The organism is Mesorhizobium delmotii (assembly GCF_900149755.1).
GTDB classification, from domain to species: domain Bacteria; phylum Pseudomonadota; class Alphaproteobacteria; order Rhizobiales; family Rhizobiaceae; genus Mesorhizobium; species Mesorhizobium delmotii.
In genome coordinates, this window is record NZ_FUIG01000053.1 from 1 (window position 1) to 20,005 (window position 20,005).

14 protein-coding genes and 3 pseudogenes are annotated in these 20,005 nt (G+C 59.2%); 8 read left to right on the plus strand and 9 right to left on the minus strand.

Annotation, left to right across the window (positions count from 1 at the left end; all coding sequences use genetic code 11):
- Both BQ8482_RS40750 and BQ8482_RS30330 read left to right on the plus strand, forming a co-directional pair.
- A pseudogene (locus BQ8482_RS40750) lies at positions 1–211 on the plus strand (hypothetical protein); the annotation flags it as partial.
- Positions 212–270: 59 nt separating this feature from the next.
- Positions 271–1,353: a transposase gene (locus BQ8482_RS30330; protein WP_123150956.1), complete on the plus strand. Its 1,083-nt coding sequence runs from the start codon at positions 271–273 to the stop codon at positions 1,351–1,353.
- Between the two features lie 287 nt (positions 1,354–1,640).
- On the opposite strand, the gene BQ8482_RS30335 is transcribed toward BQ8482_RS30330, so the two are convergent.
- Positions 1,641–2,705: an Ldh family oxidoreductase gene (locus BQ8482_RS30335; RefSeq protein WP_123150957.1), complete on the minus strand. Its 1,065-nt coding sequence runs from the start codon at positions 2,703–2,705 to the stop codon at positions 1,641–1,643.
- An 85-nt stretch (positions 2,706–2,790) separates the two neighbouring features.
- Here BQ8482_RS30335 and BQ8482_RS40755 point away from each other — a divergent pair.
- A pseudogene (locus BQ8482_RS40755) lies at positions 2,791–2,915 on the plus strand (3-hydroxybutyrate dehydrogenase); the annotation flags it as partial.
- Between the two features lie 75 nt (positions 2,916–2,990).
- Here the strand turns inward: BQ8482_RS40755 and BQ8482_RS30340 are convergent.
- The 3 genes from BQ8482_RS30340 to BQ8482_RS30350 form a co-directional block, all read right to left on the minus strand.
- The gene (locus tag BQ8482_RS30340) at positions 2,991–4,292 is read right to left on the minus strand and encodes an aspartate ammonia-lyase (protein ID WP_123150958.1); all 1,302 of its coding nucleotides are present in this window, start codon (positions 4,290–4,292) and stop codon (positions 2,991–2,993) included.
- 128 nt (positions 4,293–4,420) lie between these two features.
- Positions 4,421–5,830, minus strand: coding sequence for an aldehyde dehydrogenase family protein (locus BQ8482_RS30345; RefSeq protein WP_123150959.1), 1,410 nt, complete (start codon positions 5,828–5,830; stop codon positions 4,421–4,423).
- 162 nt (positions 5,831–5,992) lie between these two features.
- Complete coding sequence (locus BQ8482_RS30350; RefSeq protein ID WP_123150960.1) at positions 5,993–7,396, minus strand: aspartate aminotransferase family protein; 1,404 nt, start codon at positions 7,394–7,396, stop codon at positions 5,993–5,995.
- A 356-nt stretch (positions 7,397–7,752) separates the two neighbouring features.
- On the opposite strand from BQ8482_RS30350, the gene BQ8482_RS30355 reads away from it, so the two are divergent.
- The 5 genes and pseudogenes from BQ8482_RS30355 to BQ8482_RS30375 all read left to right on the plus strand — a co-directional run bounded on the left by BQ8482_RS30355 (position 7,753) and on the right by BQ8482_RS30375 (position 13,966).
- The gene (locus tag BQ8482_RS30355; protein WP_123150961.1) at positions 7,753–8,217 is read left to right on the plus strand and encodes an Lrp/AsnC family transcriptional regulator; all 465 of its coding nucleotides are present in this window, start codon (positions 7,753–7,755) and stop codon (positions 8,215–8,217) included.
- 575 nt (positions 8,218–8,792) lie between these two features.
- Positions 8,793–8,927, plus strand: a pseudogene (locus tag BQ8482_RS40760) (Zn-dependent hydrolase); the annotation flags it as partial.
- Between the two features lie 117 nt (positions 8,928–9,044).
- On the plus strand, positions 9,045–10,451 hold the full coding sequence (hydA, locus tag BQ8482_RS30365; RefSeq protein ID WP_165848776.1) for a dihydropyrimidinase: 1,407 nt from the start codon (positions 9,045–9,047) through the stop codon (positions 10,449–10,451).
- Between the two features lie 1,563 nt (positions 10,452–12,014).
- Positions 12,015–12,128: a hypothetical protein gene (locus BQ8482_RS38435; protein ID WP_165848777.1), complete on the plus strand. Its 114-nt coding sequence runs from the start codon at positions 12,015–12,017 to the stop codon at positions 12,126–12,128.
- Between the two features lie 728 nt (positions 12,129–12,856).
- The gene (locus tag BQ8482_RS30375) at positions 12,857–13,966 is read left to right on the plus strand and encodes an ABC transporter substrate-binding protein (RefSeq protein WP_244603046.1); all 1,110 of its coding nucleotides are present in this window, start codon (positions 12,857–12,859) and stop codon (positions 13,964–13,966) included.
- Between the two features lie 706 nt (positions 13,967–14,672).
- On the opposite strand, the gene BQ8482_RS30385 is transcribed toward BQ8482_RS30375, so the two are convergent.
- The 5 genes from BQ8482_RS30385 to BQ8482_RS38440 form a co-directional block, all read right to left on the minus strand.
- A complete protein-coding gene (locus BQ8482_RS30385; RefSeq protein ID WP_123150967.1) occupies positions 14,673–16,019 on the minus strand; it encodes an LLM class flavin-dependent oxidoreductase in 1,347 nt (448 codons plus the stop codon).
- A gap of 48 nt (positions 16,020–16,067) precedes the next feature.
- A complete protein-coding gene (locus tag BQ8482_RS30390; RefSeq protein WP_123150968.1) occupies positions 16,068–16,814 on the minus strand; it encodes an ABC transporter ATP-binding protein in 747 nt (248 codons plus the stop codon).
- A complete protein-coding gene (locus BQ8482_RS30395; protein WP_123150969.1) occupies positions 16,790–17,671 on the minus strand; it encodes an ABC transporter permease in 882 nt (293 codons plus the stop codon). The genes BQ8482_RS30390 and BQ8482_RS30395 overlap by 25 nt, the downstream gene beginning before the upstream one ends.
- 31 nt (positions 17,672–17,702) lie before the next feature.
- A complete protein-coding gene (locus BQ8482_RS30400) occupies positions 17,703–18,755 on the minus strand; it encodes an ABC transporter substrate-binding protein (RefSeq protein ID WP_244603047.1) in 1,053 nt (350 codons plus the stop codon).
- Between the two features lie 955 nt (positions 18,756–19,710).
- Positions 19,711–20,005 (minus strand): hypothetical protein (locus tag BQ8482_RS38440; protein WP_165848778.1); only part of this gene is annotated, 295 nt, incomplete at its 5' end.

A 20,005-nucleotide genomic window follows, 5' to 3' on the forward strand; every position in this document is an offset into this window, starting at 1 on the left:
TCCGGAATCATTGGAATACGCAAATACCCCATGGTCGGGCAGTAGCTCACCCTGGGAACTCCAAGAGGTCATGGCGATCAACATACGTCGTTTGCGCCACGAACAAAATCTGACGCAAGAAGAGTTGGCTGCCGCCGTTAGCATGCGCTACGGGCGCGATCTAGACTTAGATCAGCGTGGCCCGTTTTCGTCGGCGGGCGGCCCCCCCTAGCAGGCATATGCGCTAAGATAGGTGTTGCAGTGGGGAATCGGCTGTGATTCTACGCTGCGATGACTCACGAATCGCTTGTAGATGACGGCTGGGCCGAAACGATTGAGCTCCTCGGCGGCGAAGAGTTGATTGCAGGGAGTGCTCGCGAGACGAAGGCGTTTCTGCGGCCGCGGGGCATCAGGTCGGCGTGCGATCTGTTGCGCCTGACGCTGGCTTACAGCCTTGGCAAGGTGGGCATGCGGGGCGTCGTGGCTTGGGCGGCGGCGAGCGGGATCGCCGACATCTCGGACGTGGCGTTGCTCGGCCGGCTGCGCAATGCAGGGCCGTGGCTGCAGCAGTTGATTGGGCACCTTTTGAAGCGCGAGGAAGAAGGCTTGGCCAAAGGTCGGCTGATCCGCATCCTCGATGCGACATCGGTTGCCAAGGCGGGTGTGCATGAGAAGAAGAACAATGGCCTTTGGCGTATGCACTGCGCCTTCGATCTTGAGCGCGAGCAGTTCGATTTCCTCGAGATCACCGACCAGGGCGAGGCCGAGCTGATCGACCGTGTGCCGGTGGTGCCGGGCGAGATCCGCATCGGCGACCGCGCCTATCTGCAGGCCGAGCGGATCGCAAAGGTCATGGCGCAAGACGGCGACGTTGTCGTGCGCGCGCCGTGGAAGAATGTGCGATGGCTCGACGTCAACGGCAAGGCGTTCGATCTCATCGGCCACCTGAAGAGCTGCCGGGAGGAGGTCATCGAAACGCCTGTCTGGCTGGGCCTCAAGAAGGGCGAGCCCCTGAAGATGCGCCTTATCGCCTTGCGCAAATCCGAGGCCGCGACACAAGAAGCGCGGCGCAAAATCAACAAGGAAGCCAAGGCCAAGGGCAAGCAGGTTCAACCGGAGACGCTGATTGCCGCCGGCTTTGTCATCCTTGTGACCTCGCTTGACCAGGAGGAGTTTCCCTCCGGCACGGTTCTCAAGCTCTATCGCATGCGCTGGCGCATCGAGCTCGCCTTCAAGCGTCTGAAGAGCCTGATCGGACTGCGCGCGCCTCCCGCCAAGGACCCAAGGATCGCAAAGCCTTGGATTCTTGCCCACTTCCTCATCGCGCTTGTGACCGAACCCCTTTCGCAGGAGTTGGGTGTCTCTCCCCCTTGAGCGACGGGCGCCCGCTGCTATGGCGCGCCACCCGCCAGATCGTCGCCTCTCTGGTCGCAGCGATCTTTGCTCAACCTCCCTTGGCGACCCTGCGCCAAAATCTCCATGCCTTGCGACATCGATGGCGTGAGCCACCTCGAAAGCGCAAATTTCAGTCCATGCCGAAGCTATCTTAGCGCATATGCCCTAGCAGGGTGGGCTGTCGGGGCCAAGGGAGCGATCTTGCTGCACCCGAGCCACGGGCTGACGGCCACCTCCTCATTCAGGGCAATCAGATTCCCAGCTGTTCATCCATACCGGGCAATCGGCACCGGAAAGCTGCAATCGAGCCGCTCTGCCCATGGGCGAATATCATCGACGATCAAGTCGAGAAGACGGACGCCATCCCGCAACTGTTCGCGCTTGAACATCAGAGCTCGATCACCTGGAACGCGCACCGGATCGCTACCCGGCGCAACTCGACTTGCTCGGCAGCGTTCAGCCAGAAATCGCATCTCATATTCGAAGGCTGCGCGTCCGGCGAAATGGGCGGGGTCGACAACCTGGACTATGAGGGCGTTCGCTTCTCCGGTTTCAGCTCCATCGGCCCGCCCAAATCCTCCTAGCGCCGCTGTTAGCGCCTCTGTCAAGAAAGCCAGGCCAGTTCCTTTGTAACCCTGCTCGATGCCGCCGAGCGGCAAAATCGCACCGCCAGCCGCAAAATCGGCCGGATTCGCACTGACGTCGCCGTCCGGCCGCACGATCATCGGGTAGGGCAGGATCGTTCCCTGACGGTGGGCTCGGTTCATCGGACCCTGAGCCGACATTGCCAAGGTAGTGTCAATCAAGATCGGTGTTTCCCCGGCTGGAATGCCCGCGGCTAGCGGATTGCACGAAAAAATTGGTGTCAGGCCGCCATGTGCAGCTACGACGGCCTCGGCCGGAGTGCTCACGGTGATCATGACCATCATGCGCCGATCGGTGGCGCGCTCGAGATAAGAGGCGAGACATGCAACGTGCTGTGTTCGCCGCACAACAACCGCGCCCGATCCGTTGTCGGCGGCCATTTCACAAGCGCGGTCGACCGCCTGAACAGCGACCCATGGCCCAGGGAGAAAATCCGCATCCCAAGTTTCGCAAGATCGGGTCGCGTGCAAAACGATATGTCGGCCGTCGGGATTAGTCTCTCCCTTCAGCAACCAATCGCAGTTGCTCGGCAGACGCTGGACGCCATGAGTGGAATAGCCAAGCAGATCGGCTTCAAGAAATTGCCGTGCTACCACTTCAGCGCGCACTTGAGGCAGACCGGCACGGGTCAGCAGCTGCGAGGAAAAGGTGAGAAGATCTTGATAGGCATACCGCTGCGCTGTCATTTGAACTCTTTCGAATTTCTAGGAGACAAGGTAGCCAAGCCGGCCTGTCCGAATGGCGCTGTCGCGCTTTGAAGAAGAAGGCTTCATCGAGGTGTCGAGCTCGTTTCACACGATGCGCGCCGGGTTCCGCCTGATGAAGCGAAGCAACACGGCCGCATTATCAACATAGCCTCGGCGCACGGCCTTATTGCCTCGCTGTTCAAAATTGCATTGCGTAAGTTGGCGCTGGGAGGGCGCGTAAGCGCACATCACCCACGCTCTATCACGCAAAGGCTGCGAGGCACGTCAACTCGCAAGCCTCTCCTTCACGACTTTAGCCGCAGCCTCATAGCCCATGGTCGTCACGAGCTCCGTTGCAAATGCAGTACTGTTCATCAGATTGGCTTCACACTTGGCAACGTTGGCTTGAACCCCCTCAACGCAGGTTCTGGAAAATGTCAGCACCGCGTTGCGGAGAAGCGTCGTCGCATTGTGAATGCTGAAGACTATGACCGGCTCCATCGCGTTAAGCTGAAGCTGCCCCGCTTCCGCGGCCATGCCGACGGTGGTGTCCATGCCATACACATAAAAGCAGACCTGATTGAGAGCCTCGGCCGCAACCGGGTTCACCTTCCCGGGCATAAGGGACGAGCCAGGCTGAAGCGCCGGGAGAACTATCTCGCCGATCCCGCCGCGAGGACCGCTCGACAGCAGCCGAAAGTCGTTTGCGATCTTCGAAAGTTTGGCTGCAATTCTCTTCAGGAGACCCATATGGAGCATGAATGCGCCCATGTCCCAGCTTGCCTCCAGCAGGTCTTTAGAGCCGACCACCGGCAGCTGCGTTTCGCGAGACAAGTGCTGGAGCGCTCGCGCGCGGTAGGAGGACGTGGCTGCTATCCCTGTTCCAATTGCGGTCCCGCCCAGGTTAACCTCAAGGAAGAGCCGCTCAGTTTCTTTTAGACGATCGCAATCTTCCAGAATTGTCGTTGCAAATGCCGCAAATTCTTGGCCCAGCGTCATGGGAACAGCGTCCTGCAGTTGTGTTCTCCCCAGCTTGCGGATAACGGCGAATTCTTCCGCTTTGTTATTGAGGGCTGCGGCAACAACAACGAGCGCGTCGCGCAAATGGCGACTTGCCGGAATGATTGATAGGCGAACAGCGGTGGCGTAGGCATCGTTGGTCGACTGGGACCTATTGACGTCGTCGTTCGGGTGGACGAGACGCTTCTCACCCCGCACGCCGCCCATCAATTCACTCGCGCGGTTGGCGAGCACCTCGTTCATGTTCATGTTGGTGGAAGTGCCCGCTCCCCCCTGGAATACATCGACGAGGAATTCCTCGTCGTGTTTCCCGGCCAGAACCTCCTGGCAGGCTTCCACAATGGCGTCCCGTTTCTCCGTCGAAAGATAGCCTTCCTCGCAGTTTGCCTGGGCGGCTGCCATCTTTACGTGGGCCAACGCCTGGAGGACGAATGGCATGCATTTAATCGCGATGCCCGAGATTGGGAAATTCTCGATCGCTCTGGCGGTTTGCGCCCCATAGTACCGATCCACCGGCACGCTCACTGGACCCAAAGGATCATGTTCCATGCGATTGTCGATAGACATTGTTTCCTCGACTAGATTATCTTTTTCGCCAACAGATCCGCTGGCGCTTATTGTTTCGGACAGGCCACTCGAGTTCCCCGTATGACAACGCAATTCGAGACGAGCGCAGCACCAGTCGAATTTCTGACTCACCCGCGATTGATGCAGATCACCTTGGGCTGGGTCATCTCTTCATAAGCGAACCGGACGCCTTCCCTTCCCATGCTTCCGTATTTGAAGCCCCCGAAGGGCATGGCATCGATCCGGTAGTCCGATGAGTCGTTAATCATCACCCCGCCAGCCTCGATCCTGCCTGCCGCTTCGAGCGCATCAGCCAGATTGTTGGTGAAGATGCCCGCATGCAGGCTATATTCCGGATCGTTGGCCATCTCGATGGCTTCGTCGAGCGTGTCGAAGGTGGCGAGCATGACCACTGGGGCGAACACCTCCTCGTGCCACAGGCGGCAGCTAGTGGGCATGCCTTCCAGCACCGTCGGATAATAGAGAGAGCCCTCGCGGCGGTGGCCGCACAGCAGTTTCGCTCCAGCCGCAATGGCGTCGTTGACGGCTGCTTCGGCCCGCTCCGCAGCCTGTTGCGAGATCATTGGTCCGACATCGGTGTCCTCGTGCGACGGATCGTCGGCCTGGAGCTTTGTTGTTGCTGCGACGAAGGCATCGCGAAACCGCTCATAGATCGCGGCCTGAACCAGAATACGCTGGGCGCCTATGCAATTCTGTCCGGCGGCCCAGAAGGACCCGGACAGGGAGCCTTCGACGGCTTTGTCGAAATCGCAATCATTCATCACGATGACGGCGGCATTGCCACCGAGTTCCATCGCCAACTTCTTTAGCCCCGCCGAACGGCTGATCGCCTCGCCGGTTGCAAATCCACCTGTGAACGACACCATTCGGACATCGCGTGCGGCGACCAGGGCCTTGCCGAGATCTGTACCGCCAATCGCGACAGTTATCACCTCTTGCGGCAAACCGGCTTCGCGTAGCGCTTCGACGAGGTTGATCGCCGAAAGCGGCGTCAGCTCTGAAGGCTTCAACAGCACCGCGTTACCCCCTGCAAGCGCGGGACCGAGCTTGTGAGCCACCAGGTTAAGCGGATCGTTGTATGGGGTGATGGCGGTGATGATGCCGAGCGGCTCCCGGGTGAACCAGCCCTGGCGCCGCTCTGATCCCGTATAGGCATCGAAGGGTACGATCTCGCCGGCGTTGCGCTTTGCCTCCTCAGCCGAGAGCTTCAGCGTGTTGATGCAGCGAAGTACTTCCTTTCGTGCCTGAACAATCGCTTTTCCTGCCTCACGAACGATGGTTTCGGCGAAAGCATCGCGACGCCGCTCAACAATTTGAGCAGCGCATTCAAGAATGCTCGCACGCCGGTGCCTTGGCAGATTCCGCGAAAGCTGGGCCCCGCGCCGCGCGAGCGCGAGAAGTTCACCGATTTCGCTTGCATGCGTCGCGTCGACCGATCCCACGAGAGCCCCATCGTAGGGGCTGTACACAGATATGGGCGCCAAGCCGGTGGTGATATGAAGTTGGGCAGCGCTCATAAGCGAGCTTCCTCTTCCCTAGTGATGCGCGGGCATGCGCGGCTGTTAAGTTTGTTAGTCAGGGCAGAGGTGCTAGGACCCACGTCCTGTCCTCACTTTTGATGCAACGGTGGATTACTACCTGAGCGTTTGCTTGGCGGCCGAACTCTCCGGCTGTCGTCTTCAGATTTTCTGACCATCACGAACGAGTTCGTCCATGACAGACCGGATGGCGCTTTCGGCGATTGCAACGATCTCTTCGACTTCAGACTTGGTTATTACGAGTGCCGGGGCAAACCCCAGAATATCGCCGTGGGGCATAGCGCGAGCAATCAGACCGCGATCGCGAGCCGCCTTTGAGATACGCGCACCAACCTTAAGAGAGGGATCGAAGCGCTTTTTGTTGTCGCGATCAGCTACAAATTCGATCGCACCCATGAGGCCGACCCCACGCACCTCACCGACGACCGGCAACTGCGCGAATTTCTCCTTCAGCTGCGCTTGGAAAAACGCTCCAACGTCACGGGCATTACCAGGGAGGTCTTCCTTCTCGACAATGTCGATTACCGCGTTAGCCGCGGCGGCTCCTATCGGATGACCTGAGTAGGTATAGCCGTGCGAGAATGCGCCGACCTTGTCCGCCCCGTCCTCCAGGACCCTGTAGACCTTCTCGCCGACAATTGCCGCGGAAAGTGGGAAATAGGCCGAAGTCAGACCCTTTGCGATCGTGATGAGGTCTGGCTCGATGCCGTAGTGCTGGGAGCCAAACATGGAGCCGGTGCGACCGAAGCCGGTGATCACTTCGTCGACGATGAGGAGTACGTCGTGCTTTTTCAGAACGGCCTGGATCGCCTCCCAATACCCTTCCGGCGGCGGCGTGATGCCGCCGGTACCCAACACCGGCTCACCGATGAATGCGCCGACATTGTCAGGCCCCAGACGTCCGATGAGCTGATCGAGCTCGGCAGCGCGGCGGGCAGAGAACTCTCGCTCCGTTTCTCCCGGGTTTGCACCCCAGTAATGGTGAGGCACGCCGGTGTGGACGATCTGCGCCAATGGCAGGTCCATGTGGTCGTGGTAGAAGCTCATGCCGGTCATCGAGCCGGAGACGACGCTGCAACCGTGATAGCCGCGCTCGCGGGAGATGATCTTCTTCTTGGAGGGCTTGCCGCGCATATTGTTATAGTACCAGACGAGCTTGGCCTGGGTCTCGTTGGCGTCCGAGCCGGACATGCCGTAGAACACCTTGCTCATCTTGCCCGGCGCCACTTTCACAAGACGATCGGAGAGGATCGCCAGCTCGTCCGTCGTGTGTGCTGCATAGGTGTGATAGTAGGCAAGGCGATAGGCTTGGCGTGAGATCGCCTCGGCGACTTCGGTGCGGCCGTAGCCGACATTGACGCAGTAGAGGCCGGCAAAGCCGTCGATGAACTGGTTGCCATGCGCATCCTGGATCCGGATCCCCTTGCCAGTCTCGACAATCGTCGGCTCGCCAAGCTTGCCGGTGGCAAAGTCCTTGAGCTGCGTGAAAGGATGCAGGACCGTGTTGCGGTCCTTTTCGCTGATGTCCTGGATGTTAATGGTCATCGGATTTTCCTTTTAAGCAATAATATTTCCAAAGCAGAAGTATTTGGTTCCGAGATATGCGGACAGGCCGTTCCTGGACCCTCGCGGCCAAGGCCGGACTGATCCCATCGGCCAAATGGGATCGGCACCTCCGTTACTGGGCAGAATGGCAATTGCCGGAACCACATTCGGCCGAGACTTGCACAACTTCCAAGGCTGAGCCGCTAGGCGACCTCAGTGCCAAGTACGCGCGTCATTCGGTTGCCCCTTGGGTCAGGAGACGAAGGTAGTGCGCGCAATGAGGTGGTTGACGGCATTTATTGGCTTCTCTATGCAGCATATCTGCAAAATACCGTCACAATCCGCAGGAAATCGCTATGGACCTCGATCGTGCAGATGCTGCCCTCCTTGACGCCGTGCAGAGAAACAATCGACTGACCTCCGAAGAACTTGCCGAAAAAGTGGGTTTGTCCCCGACCGCATGCCAGCGGAGACTCAAGCGTCTCAGGAGCGAGGGCGTGATTGAAGCGGATGTCTCAATTATCTCTCCGAAAGCCGTTGGACGACCAGTGACGATGATTGTTCTAGTATCGCTCGAGCGGGAGCGGGCGGACATCATCGACCGCTTTAAGACGTCAATACGCAATACCCGCGAGGTGATGATCGGCTATTATGTTACCGGCGAGTCAGATTTTATTCTTATTATAACGGCTAGGGATATGGAGGAATACGAACAGTTCACTCGCCGTTTCTTCTATGAAAATAATGACATCAAGGGATTTAAAACCATGGTAGTGATGGATCGAGTAAAAGCGAGCTTATCGGTTCCAATAGAATGGTAGGTCTCCAAAAGAACTCTCCAGATGTACGCCTAACGCGTAAGCGCGGCTTGCCAATCACAGCTTGACACTGCTTATCGTCAAAGGTCTTTGAAAGAACGAGTCGCCAGCAACCGACCTCAACTAGCGGCGTTGACAACGCCATCATGGTACAGGTGGACGTATTACAGCAAGGGCGCCCCGCGGGACGTGATCTGTCTGGGACAGCACCTGCTTGAGTGGATTTCGACATTTTTCTTGTAGAAAGTGCAGGGATTATGCAAAAATCTGCAAAAAATGATGGAAACCCTCTTGGGCTAACGCGTAGTCTTCTCCAGACTTAGGGAGGATCGCACTGATCATCATCGCGCCATTTCTTCGAATGGGAACTGGTGTGACCTGACTTCTCCAATTGAAATCTGGGTCGCCGCCGCTGTCTGTCGCGAGTTCAAGCCGAACAAAATAAAGAGGACTGTTATGCTTTCCACTTTCTTGAACAGGCGCCGAGCTCTTGCCCTGATGACCGCCGCACCGGTGGTTTCGGCGTCGCTCCCCGCTCCGGTGTGGCCAATTCCGTGAAGCAGAAGACGCTGGTCTTCGAGCGTGCGGGCGAGCAACTCGCGCCCGGCTCCGGCATGCTGATGCTCAGCACCGCCGGACACGACGCGCAATATGTCGCGCGGGTCATGCCTGCGGGCATGCTTTTCGTGCCCAGCATCGGACGCGTAAGCCACATCACCGGTCCGAGGACCCAGAGACAAGGACATCGCGCTCGGTTCGAGGTCTACGCCAAGGTCGCCGACCACTTTCTTTCACATTGATTGCCAACACGAACGATAGGACGAAAAGACGTGCAGAACAGGTTCGATCTTGTCATTCGCGGCGGAACCGTGGTCACAACCGCCGATGTCGGGAAATATGACGTCGGTGTTCGTGACGGCCGGATCGTCGCGCTTGCTGAGCACCTTGGGGACGCCGAACGCGTGGTGGATGCCACCGGACGCCTTGTCATGCCGGGCGGTGTCGACACGCATTGCCACATCGAGGAGCCGCCCGAGGGTGGTCCCACGATTTCGGGCACATTCGAGACCGAAACGGCTTCGGCTATCACTGGCGGCACAACCAGCATGGTGAGCTTCGCCATCCAGGAGCCAGGGCGGTCGATGCGGGCGGTGATCGACGACTATCGTCGGCGGGCCGCCGCGTCGCGGATCGACTACGGCTTCCACATGATCGTGACGCGGGCCACCGATGAGCTTCTGGGCGAGTTGCCGTCGCTGATCGCGGAAGGCAACCGGTCCATCAAAGTCTTTACCACCTATGAAATGTTCCGAATCGGCGACACCGACATCGTCAGGTTGATGGAGGTGGCGCGAGACAATCGCGCGCTGATGTGCATCCACGCCGAGAACGACGATGCCATCCGTTATACGACGGAGCGACTGAAGCGCGAAGGCAAAACGGCGGTGAAATACCATCCCGCCTCCAAGCCGATAGAGTTCGAGGCCGAGGCCATACGCAGGCTATCGACCTATGCCGAGATGGTCGCCGCGCCGGCGCATTTTTTCCATCTATCCGGAGGAGCTGCGGCCGACGAGGTGCGACGCGGCAACCAAAGGAATCCGATGATATTCGGAGAGACCTGCCCCCAGTATCTGGTGTTCACCGCCGAGGACCTGGATCGGCCAGGCAGGGAGGGTGAGAAATTCGTCTTCAGCCCTGCTCCCCGGATGAAGCACGACCAGGAGGAATTGTGGCGGCACATCCGTACGGGCACGATCAGCATCATCTCGTCCGACCATGCGCCTTTCCTTTCGATCGGTGAGGACGGAAAGCCGCTGCCGGGTCCTCGGCCGTTCACCTCGATCCCCAACGGTATACCCGGCATCGGCGCACGGTTGCCGCTAATTTTCTCCGAAGGCGTGGCAAAGGGCCGGATCAGCCTCGAGAAATTCGTCGCCATCACGGCCAGCAATCCCGCTCGCCTGTTCGGCCTCGCGCCCCGCAAGGGCAGCATCGCCATCGGGGCCGACGCCGATCTGGTGGTTTGGGACCCCGAGGAGGTCCGGGTTGTGCGGAACTCCGACTTCAACCATGCGAACGACTACAGCCCCTACGAGGGGATGACCGTTCAGGGCTGGCCGCAGATGACGTTCGTGAGTGGCGAACTGGCGATGAAAGAGGGCAAGGTACTGCGGTTACGCGGCGAGGGGCGTTATCTCCCCGCTGCGCCGTTCAGGATGCCCACTCTGTCATAGATCGGCGGACTTCATCGGACGGCCGCGCACGCGGCCGGTCTAATGAAGATGAGCGCACGAATTTCAGCCCCCGGCAGAGGCGAATCCGTCGCAAAACGCTGAATAATCGCCTTTTCCTGCGTATATAAAAAGAATACACGGAAACTTGCGCCGCAGATATCTTGGTGAAGCAGCGGAACCGGCCCGGGTGGTGTCAGATCTCTGGCTCGATAAGTCTTGATAGCGCTTCCTGCGCTCCCCATCTGTTATCGAGAAAGCTAGGCACAAAAGGATAGCTGCAAATGAGGCGCAGCAAATACGGTACACATGATGCCACCGTCTGACTACTCTCGCGAGAGCCGGTAAAGTGACCCCTAGCTGACCCGCTTGGCCCGGGAGGCCCACTTCGAGGTCAATCCTCGCAGCAATGCTGTCATCGAGTTCTACGAACATGCCGAGACTAGCGCGATCGGACAAAGGGCCCTTCAATGGCGTGCCCTTTCTTCGAAAGGATCTTGGTTTCGGCGAAGCTGGCCGTTTGAAGGAAAAGGAAGCCGCCTCTTCAGAGGTTTGCGCTGGGAAACCGAGAGGGGCGCCGCGGATCAGCTTCGTGTAGCAAACGGCAGCCCTCCGGCTTCAGCGCAGGGCTGCCGTTTGCGCGATACGAGACAACCGCTTCACCATGAAGGCGACCGAGACGCCAAAATAAGCCACCGCCGATTGCCGCGAATGACCCGCCGTCAGCAATGCGCGTAGCGAGCAAGCGTTCCCGGGTCCGGCAGAGTTCACTCGACAGGAGTATGCACATGCGGCTTGGCGGGCCGGCGGCGATGCCATTCGATAAATACGATCATTGCACGCTGACTCACGATAGTCGGCCTCGCAAGAGGTGACCGGCGCTGCTTGGGAGGTACCTGATAGCGCCGGCCAGGCGGAATCAGGGTCCGCCGTAGGCCAGGATAGTTGAGGAGCATACTGTCGATCACGCAAGCAATCTGGCCTTAGCTCGCCTCTAAGAGGTCGTCGATGTGATCCTTGTATCGGGCATCATCGGTCTTTTCTCGCTCGCATCAAACGGCGTGCACATCGCCCCGCACACACCGTGAAGGGTCTTGTTTCCGGCAATATTCGGGACCACTGATTGCATGGCTCGCAGCTTAGTCATTTACTATTGAACATCGCGATCCTTATAGAAAACGGGACGGGACGCAATTTACTTTTTATCAGGGCAGGGATAACAATTACTCATGTCGAAGATTTATTGACCGCTTCCGTTGAGTGCGCTACGCGAATTTGAAGCTGCGGCATGGCAAATGAGTCTTACTAAGGCGACCAATGGGCTATCGGTCGCTCAAGCGGATGAGCCGACATATCTTGACGCCTTGGCAGCGCCCAGCTTTTCAATTGCGGAAACCAGAATGTGTCATTGGTCAAGCTGGCGAGGAGTTGTTTAAAACCGCGCCCCCAGCCTCGCGCATATTGCAGCAGCTATTGCCGTGCGGAGAGGGCAGAATGCCCGACGGTTGGCGCGGCTTTGCAAACTGCCGCTCGTCACCGCCTTCAATAGATGAACATGAGCTGCCCATGATCGACGCCTCCCTGATCCCGCAGTGCACCGCTCCCAGCCTGAAGCCGGCGGTCGTCGAGAAATTCATCGCCGCGGCGGGTTCGCCCGATCCGCTTGCCATCACCGTCTGACCGGCGATCGGATGCTGCTGGTTCGTGAGCGGGCATGCCGATGGAGCGATCGCCCTTGTCCGGCAAGGTTGTGCGGGTTGGCGTGACGCAGTATCCGGCGGGGTCGGCTTGACCGACGTCTCGCAGCTGAAGCCCATACTGGTTGACGCCTGTGCCAATCCGCATCGGACGAAGCTCTTGGCAAGTTCTACCGCATCGTCACCAAATGGTCGGCAACCCGGTCGACGCGGCGATGCTTGCAGGGGAGAGCGGGTATGTCGAGGGCAGCGCAGTGTTCGGCGAGCTGGACCCGGGCGACGAAGTGCGTGATATGACGAAGTGCGTGATATGTTGAAGCCACCGGACTCGCGCAACTAGGTGGAAAGCGTGATGTCACCTCTGGAGAAGTTGTTCGCGTTGCACTTGGAGCGCTCCAGGATCAGTTTAAATCCTACGCTCTAAAAATTCGCCGCGCTCGTTTACAGGGCCTGAGGGCCAAGCCCGGCGGCTTCGCCGCAAATTGGCTGATCACACAGGTTGCAGACGTAAGTCCGATCCCGCAGGCGTCGGCTGTCGAGTCGGGCGCAACGGGATATCAGCTGGGCCTATAGAGCCCCATTATCAGATAACATTTAGTCGTGCGGTACATAACTTTTTAGTCCGTTGTTTAGTTGTTCCCGGGTCGCTAGCGTTCCCAGGTGCCTATCGACCAAACAAAAATCAGGACGGGAACGATCATGACACATACCATGGGCAATGTGAGCCGCAGGTCCTTTCTCAAGACCGGCGCCGTGCTTGGCGGCGGGGTCGTCGCTAGCGGCCTGCCGTTGTCGCAAGTCATCTGGGCAGCCGAAGGCAAGGTGCTGAGGGCGTGCTGTCCTGGCGACATTTCCATACTCGACCCCGCTTTCTACGCGCGACAGGTGGAAGTGGACGTGATGAGCTGTATTTATTCGAAGCTCATTCGCTACAAGCCGGGTTCTGAGTGGGGTTGGGAACTGGAGGCGGCGGAAAAGATGGAGCCGGTCGACCCGACGCATATCCGTTTCCGCCTGCAGAAGGGTATCAAGTTCACTGGCGGTCACGGCGAAATGACGGCCAAGGACGTTAAATTCTCCTTCGAGCGCATTTTCAAACACAAGTCTTTTCTTGCGCCCGAGTGGGGTCCGCTCGATCGTGTCGAGCTAGAGGACGACTATACCGGCGTATTGGTGTTCAGGGCGCCATTTGCACCTGCTTGGCTTCTTTCTCTCACCGATGCTACCGGTCATATCCTTTCCGAAGATGCGGTAATGAAGGCGACCAACGATGGCGGTAATTTTGGCGTGAAGCTGACAGCGTTCTCTGGTCCCTATGTACTCGCCGACTGGAAGCCGAACCAATACATACTCCTGACGCGGAATCCGGAATGGTCGGGTCCGAAGCCGGGCTTTGACGAAATCCGCATTCTGCCGGTCAACGACCCTAAGGCCCGGGAACGCGCCTATCAGGCGGGCGATGTCGATTTCGCTCCTATCAGTCTTGATTCGCTAAAGACCCTCAAAAGCAATCCGCCCGCCAACACTATGGTCGAGAACAATCCCTCGCTGGGTTACACTTGGATCGGCATGAACACGGATCACCCGAAGCTGAAAGACATCAACGTCCGCAAAGCGATCCAATGGGCGATCAACGTACCGCAGATTCTCGATGCTGCCTATTCGGGCCAAGTCAATGTGGCGACAGGCACCGTTGCTCCGGGGGTCGTCGGGTACCGTGCAAAGGCTCTCGTTCCGCCAGAGGGCGATCTCGCGAAGGCGAAGGAGTGTGTGAACGCATTCATCAAATCGGACTCCTTCTCCAAGCCGGTCGAACTTTGATCAGCGGGCACGAACAATGTCGCGCGGTGCGGCAATCTCTGAAGCGCCGTCGGAATTGCCCGATCGATTGAGCGTACCGAGGCAAAGAACTGCTCTCAAAGCAAATTCTACTAACCTGATAGACATGAGAATGAATTGCCCTGCCGGCGAGAGCCGCGGAAGAACCTGGCCCATCCAAGTCTGACAGCCGATCTCGACCAGTCAGGCCCTGGGTAGTCTCGACGGGTGGCTGGCGAGCAGGCGCCGATGGGGTGCTGGCATTCGACACGGATGTCAGGAATCGCGTCGATCTCGAGGAAGGCGGCGCGGGTAAGGGGGCCAACGCCTCCAATCAAGTCGCTGTGCCTTCCATCCAGGTTGATCAGTGCGCCATCGGTAGCGATGTCGAGGTGAAGCCTATCCGTCGCGCCATACCTGTGGCGAGCAGGGACCGGATCAGGGGGTTGGTGCTCCTGCTCGGATCCGCGATCAGGCCTGGCGCAGACGTAGACCCGTCCGGCCCGAATCTCCTCAAGCGCGGCCATCAGGACGCAGCTGGCTCCGCCGCCGATGATTCGCAAGGGACGTGATCGGAGCCGTGCCGGCAATCGGGTCGCGATACGCGGAAAAGACGACTGTCATGTCGCGCGGGTCTCCGTGGCGGCCCCACAAATCATCATAATGTTGGCGTATCGCTTTTAGGTTGAATGCCCGATGCGAAGGTGGCTCAGGCGGTCGCCTTTTGTGGCCGGCTGAACGTATTTTCCGGGCGCGGCAAGCCGAAATGGTCCCTCAGCGTTGCCCCGTCATAGTCGTGCCGGAAAAGTCCCCGCTTGCGCAAGATCGGCACCACTTCCTCGGCGAATACGACGAACCCGCCCTGCAGATAGGGCGGCATGATATTGAAGCCGTCCGCGGCACCATTGTCGAACCATTCCTGGATCTTGTCGGCGATCTGTTCGGGCGTCCCGGCCTGGACCCAATGGCCGCGCGCCCCGGCGAGGCGGTGGAGCAACTGGCGGATGGTTGGATTCTCGCGCTCGATGATGTCAACTACGACGTGGAAGCGGCTGCTCGCACCACGCTCGCCCTCGACGCGGATAACCTCGCGCGGAAATGGCCCGTCCAGGTCGTAGCTGGAAAGGTCGGCGTCTACGATGCGGCGTAGCTGGTGGAGGGAATATTCCGGCTGCGTCAGCTCGTTGAACTCGTCATGCAGCGCGCGGGCTTCCGCCTCGGTGGAACCGATGAAGGGGCTGATGCCGGGCAAGACCTTGACGTGGTCAGGATTGCGGCCAACCGACTTCACGCGCGCTTTGGTGTCGGCATAAAATTCCTGCGCGTTGGTGAGTGTCTGATGTGCTGTAAATATCGCCTCGGCATAGCGGCTTGCGAATGACCGTCCGTCTTCGGACGAACCTGCCTGCACGTAGACCGGACGCCCCTGCGGCGAGCGCGGAAGCGTGAGCGGTCCCTTCACCCGATGATATTTGCCAATGTGGTTGATTGGGTGGATCTTGTCGGTGTCGGCAAAGATTCCGGACTCCCGGTCCGAGACGAGCGCGTCGTCCTCCCAGCTGTCCCAGAGCTTCGTCACCACGTCAACGAATTCGCTTGCGCGCTCGTAACGGTCGGCGTGGGTTGGATGTCGGTCAAAGCCGAAATTCAACGCTGCGGACGCATCGCCCGTCGTGACGATGTTCCAGCCGGCGCGCCCGCCGCTCAGATGATCGACGGAAGCAAACAGCCGGGCCAGATTGTATGGTTCGTTGTAGGTGGTCGAGGCCGTGGCGATGAAGCCGATGCGTTCCGTCACCGCAGCGAGCGCCGAAATCCATGTCAGCGGCTCCAGCCTGAAGCGGCTTGCGTAGCGAATGTTGTCGGCAAGCGCGGGCCCATCGGCAAAGAACAGCGCGTCGAACTTGCTTGCCTCGGCCTTTTTCGCCAGTTCCTGATAATAGGAGATATCCAGCACTCTCTCAGGGGCGGAATCCTTGTAGCGCCAGCCGGCTTCATGATGGCCGCCAGGATAGATGAAAAGGTTGAGGTTCAACTGTCGTTTTTCGGCGGGCATATGTCAGTCCTTCTGGGTGGTGACGCTGAGCGACAAGTCTTGGGCCGTTCAGACGGGCAGCACAGGTTTTGTCTCGACGCCGAGATGACGCAGAAGTTCGGAGCGTATCTCGCCGAACCGGCGATCACCGTGATCGCGTGGCGTGGGGACATCGATGGCGATGTCGGCGGCGATCGCGCCGTTGTCGAGCACCAAAACCCGGTCCGCCAGCGTCACGGCTTCGTCCACATCATGGGTGACCAGCAGCACGGCCGGCTGGTGACGGCCGCAGAGCTGGCGCAGCAGATCGTGCATGCGCAGGCGGGTCAGCGCGTCGAGCGCGCCGAACGGCTCGTCCGCGAGCAGCAGCTCAGGATCACGAACCAGCGAGCGCGCCAACGCCACGCGCTGCTGCTCGCCACCAGAGAGTTCGACCGGCCATGCATTATGGCGGCCGCTCAGGCCAACCTCTTCGAGAGCCACCCGTCCACGTTCGGCGGCGTCCGGCAGGTCGAGGCCAAGAACCACATTCTCCAGCACTCGTTTCCATGGCAACAGTCGGGCATCCTGGAACACCACCGATTTCTTATCGGGTGTTTCGAGCCGGCCGGAGCCGGAGACTTTGTCGTCGAGATCGGCGAGAGCGCGCAGCAATGTACTCTTGCCCGACCCGCTACGGCCGAGAAGGGCGACGAACTCCCCCTTCTCGATGTCGAGACTGAGGCCGTCGAGGATCGTTCGCGGCCCGAAACGTCTCACAAGGCTTTCGACCCGCACCACGGGCGCGCCGCTCAATCCGCCAAGGTGCGACGCCATGACAGCGACCTTTCCTGGAAGAAGCGGACGATGCCATCGGAGGCGAGACCGAGCAACGCGTAGACGACGAGGCCGACGATGATGATGTCGGTCTGGCCGTAGTTGCGAGCGAGATCGATCATGTAGCCGATGCCGCTGGTGGCATTGACCTGTTCGACAACCACCAGAGACAGCCAGGCATAGGTCACCGCAAAACGCAGGCCAAGGAAGAACCCTGGAAGGGCGCCGGGCAGGATGACGTCGCGGATGAATTCGCCGTAGCCCATTCGCAAGGTCTGGGCCAGTTCGACATAACGGCTGTCTATGCTGCGCAAGCTGCTGTGGGTCTGGATATAAATCGGGATCAGGACAGCCAGCGCGATGGCCGTCACTTTCATGCCCTCGCCGATGCCGAACCACAGCATCAGCAGCGGGATCAGAGCGAGCGTCGGTATCGCCCGCTTGATCTGAACGGGGCCGTCGATGATGGCCTCGCCAAGCCGCGACAAACCTGAAATGAGAGCAAGTATCGTCCCGATCAGGACTCCGAACACCAGCCCCTGTGTTGCCCGCCAGGCAGACGACATCAAATGATCCGGAAGCTTCCCTTCAGCGATGAGATCAATGGCAGTGCCGACAACCGACCAAGGCGCCGGCAGAGTTCTAGGATCGATCAGGCTGGCGATACTGCCGATGGACCAGATCACAAGAAGAAGTGCTGGCCCGATCAGCGCGCCAAACGGGATTGTTCGCCCAAGCGCCAAGCGACGCCTCGTCCCGGTCTTGTGGGGCTCGGCCGCAGGCGAAATCAGCACCCTTTCATCCGTTGCGTAGGGAATGTTGGGTGCAACTGCGGCGGTGTTGGAGAATGCGTTCATCGGTGTCGTCTCCGGTCTCGGGAAGCAGGCGTCAGGAGGCATTCAGCGCGTTTGTGGCGATCGCCTCGAAGCGCCTGTCGAACAGGTCCTCGGCCTTGATCGCGGGCTTGTTCAACTCCTTGGCCAAGAGATCGATTGTCGCCTGCTGGCGCACGATCACGTCCTTCCAGTCGGAGGGGATGTCGAACTGACCATCAGCGTCGACCAGATACTGGCCATCCTCTGTGTTGAGGCCCTGGGTGGCGACGTAGTACCCCTCGATCCACTCCTTGGGATGCTCTTCCACCCAACGGGCGGCTAGCGCCCAGTAGCGCACATATTCGCCGAGAGCGGCGGCTTTGGCCGGGTCGTCAAGCACGGCTTGTGGGGCATAGAGATGGGCTGGATCATCGCGCAAGCCGTGCGGGATGGTGGCAGCGCCGTCGGCGCCATACTGGCGCAGATAGCGCTTGATGAGGACGCCCGAGATCGGCGCGACGTCGACTTGCTTGCCGGCAAGTGCCACCGGATAGGCATCGCCTTTGCTGGGCAGTTCGATGAGATCTACATCCTCCTTTTCCAGGCTGGCGGCCTGCAGGACCCTCAACACCAGCGCGCCTTGTGCCTGACCGGGGCTGAAAGCAATCCGTTTGCCGTGCAAATCCGCGAGCGTCTTAACCTCGACTCCCGGTGCAATGCCGAGTTGATAGATCGGGTGCGCAACCGGTTCCTTGCGGAACTTGGCGGCAATGATCTTGACCTTGAGCCCCGTCCAGGTCGCGTGGATGGGCGGAATGTCGGCAACGGATCCGACGTCCAATGCGTTGGCGCGAAAGGCTTCGATTGTCTGTGGACCGCCGCTGATATTGGCCCATTCGACCTCGAACGGCAGTTGATCGATCAGCCCCGACAATTCCAGCGCCCTTTGCGTCTCGGGATCGCCGATACGAAGCACAGTGCCCGCCGGGATTTTGGTCGGCAGTTTGCCAGCGTCCGGACTACCCGCCTGGGCAATGAGGGGGGAGAAAGAAGCGACCAAGCCTACCGCGAACGCGGTCACGAACCCACCAAACCTCCTTCTTGAAAATCTCTCCACAGCTAACACCATCGTCTTGCTCCAGTTTTGGGAAGGCTCCGAATTTCGCTGCTAGTATGTCCAGCGATTTGGTGGACTATAAAAGTATCAGGTGCTGTTCTTTGCCACTCAAAGGAAACGCTGTTCGCCTCCAATGCTCATTCGGAGCACGCGCCGCCCAACAGGCGGCTTAGGACGCTGCAGAGCAGCTGGCGTTTCTGGCCGATGCCAACTTGCGTCCGTCGCTAAAAGCGGTCCCTGATGCCCATACGTCTTGCATCGAGCTTCGGCTTGGAACGGCAGGTCCAAAGCGTGAAAAATCGCTTCGGCTCCGGTCGTGTAAGAGCAGGCCCTATGACCTGCGCCGTGTACCGGCAGTTAGGAACGGCCGGGGTCGCAATCTGCTTTCTCTAACAGAGCGACGCCGGCTTCGTAAGGACCGGAAGAGCTACTGTTTCCTTTTTGAGGGTTTTCCTGAAAACTCTTCAGCCTAAACCTCATTATTGTGGTTCAGCCGTCGTAATTTCCAAGGCCAATGCACGGTAGAGTCATAGCATTTTGCCGCCTGCGCGGCAGAGAAGGCTATGGCAAAGCCGGAACCACGGTAAGACGGCGCAGACCTTCAGCCTCTTCAAAACTATTCAGAGGGGATCGTCATGATTGATCCGGCGACTGGGAGGCTCGGCCGGTTGAAAAGAGGACGTTGGCAATGGGGCGGCCACGAGATAGCTGGGGTGATCCACGCCACGCACTTGCACGGATCACCTGCCAAAAATGGCGGACCGGTCCCGGAATCGAGCCGCCGTCGCGGGTTTTTCGCGGCCGTAGCGGCCTCGCTGTCTGCGCGCCTGGCGAAGCGCGCAGCAGATGAGAACCTGCGTGCGTCGCGCGGGCGCTGATGATGCAGTCCGAGATACGGCTGCTCGACGAGCGGTGAGGGGCTCTCGATAACCGAGATTTCCATACAGGAAGAACTGGCGCGCATCTAAGCAAGAAAAACGTCATCATGGTGGACAAGGGCGTGCCAGCCGGAGCGGGCGTTTCGCGCCTCCAGCGCGGCAATCATCCCTTGTGAATCAGGCTTGTTTATATAGCGAAACTTCGACAAAAAGTCGCTCCGACTCGGATCGGGAGAAGGGACGCGGATATGGTCTTTCGATTGAAAGAGCGACTTGGCAAGAAACTTGAGGAAGAAGTGCAATTCTTCAAATGTTGGCAGAAGGATAAGAAAGGTGTGGGCGCACTCATGCCCACGTCGATCCATGCGGCGCGCCGCATGG

Bases quoted from the DNA above. Each gene is read 5' to 3' on its own strand.
- BQ8482_RS30375 (WP_244603046.1), top strand. From the start codon at position 12,857: ATGGGCAATGTGAGCCGCAGGTCCTTTCTCAAGACCGGCGCCGTGCTT.
- BQ8482_RS30340 (WP_123150958.1), bottom strand. From the start codon at position 4,292: ATGTCTATCGACAATCGCATGGAACATGATCCTTTGGGTCCAGTGAGC.
- BQ8482_RS30345 (WP_123150959.1), bottom strand. From the start codon at position 5,830: ATGAGCGCTGCCCAACTTCATATCACCACCGGCTTGGCGCCCATATCT.
- BQ8482_RS38435 (WP_165848777.1), top strand. From the start codon at position 12,015: ATGATCGACGCCTCCCTGATCCCGCAGTGCACCGCTCCCAGCCTGAAG.
- BQ8482_RS30395 (WP_123150969.1), bottom strand. From the start codon at position 17,671: ATGAACGCATTCTCCAACACCGCCGCAGTTGCACCCAACATTCCCTAC.
- BQ8482_RS30390 (WP_123150968.1), bottom strand. From the start codon at position 16,814: ATGGCGTCGCACCTTGGCGGATTGAGCGGCGCGCCCGTGGTGCGGGTC.
- BQ8482_RS30385 (WP_123150967.1), bottom strand. From the start codon at position 16,019: ATGCCCGCCGAAAAACGACAGTTGAACCTCAACCTTTTCATCTATCCT.
- BQ8482_RS30330 (WP_123150956.1), top strand. From the start codon at position 271: ATGACTCACGAATCGCTTGTAGATGACGGCTGGGCCGAAACGATTGAG.
- BQ8482_RS30350 (WP_123150960.1), bottom strand. From the start codon at position 7,396: ATGACCATTAACATCCAGGACATCAGCGAAAAGGACCGCAACACGGTC.
- BQ8482_RS30355 (WP_123150961.1), top strand. From the start codon at position 7,753: ATGGACCTCGATCGTGCAGATGCTGCCCTCCTTGACGCCGTGCAGAGA.
- BQ8482_RS30335 (WP_123150957.1), bottom strand. From the start codon at position 2,705: ATGACAGCGCAGCGGTATGCCTATCAAGATCTTCTCACCTTTTCCTCG.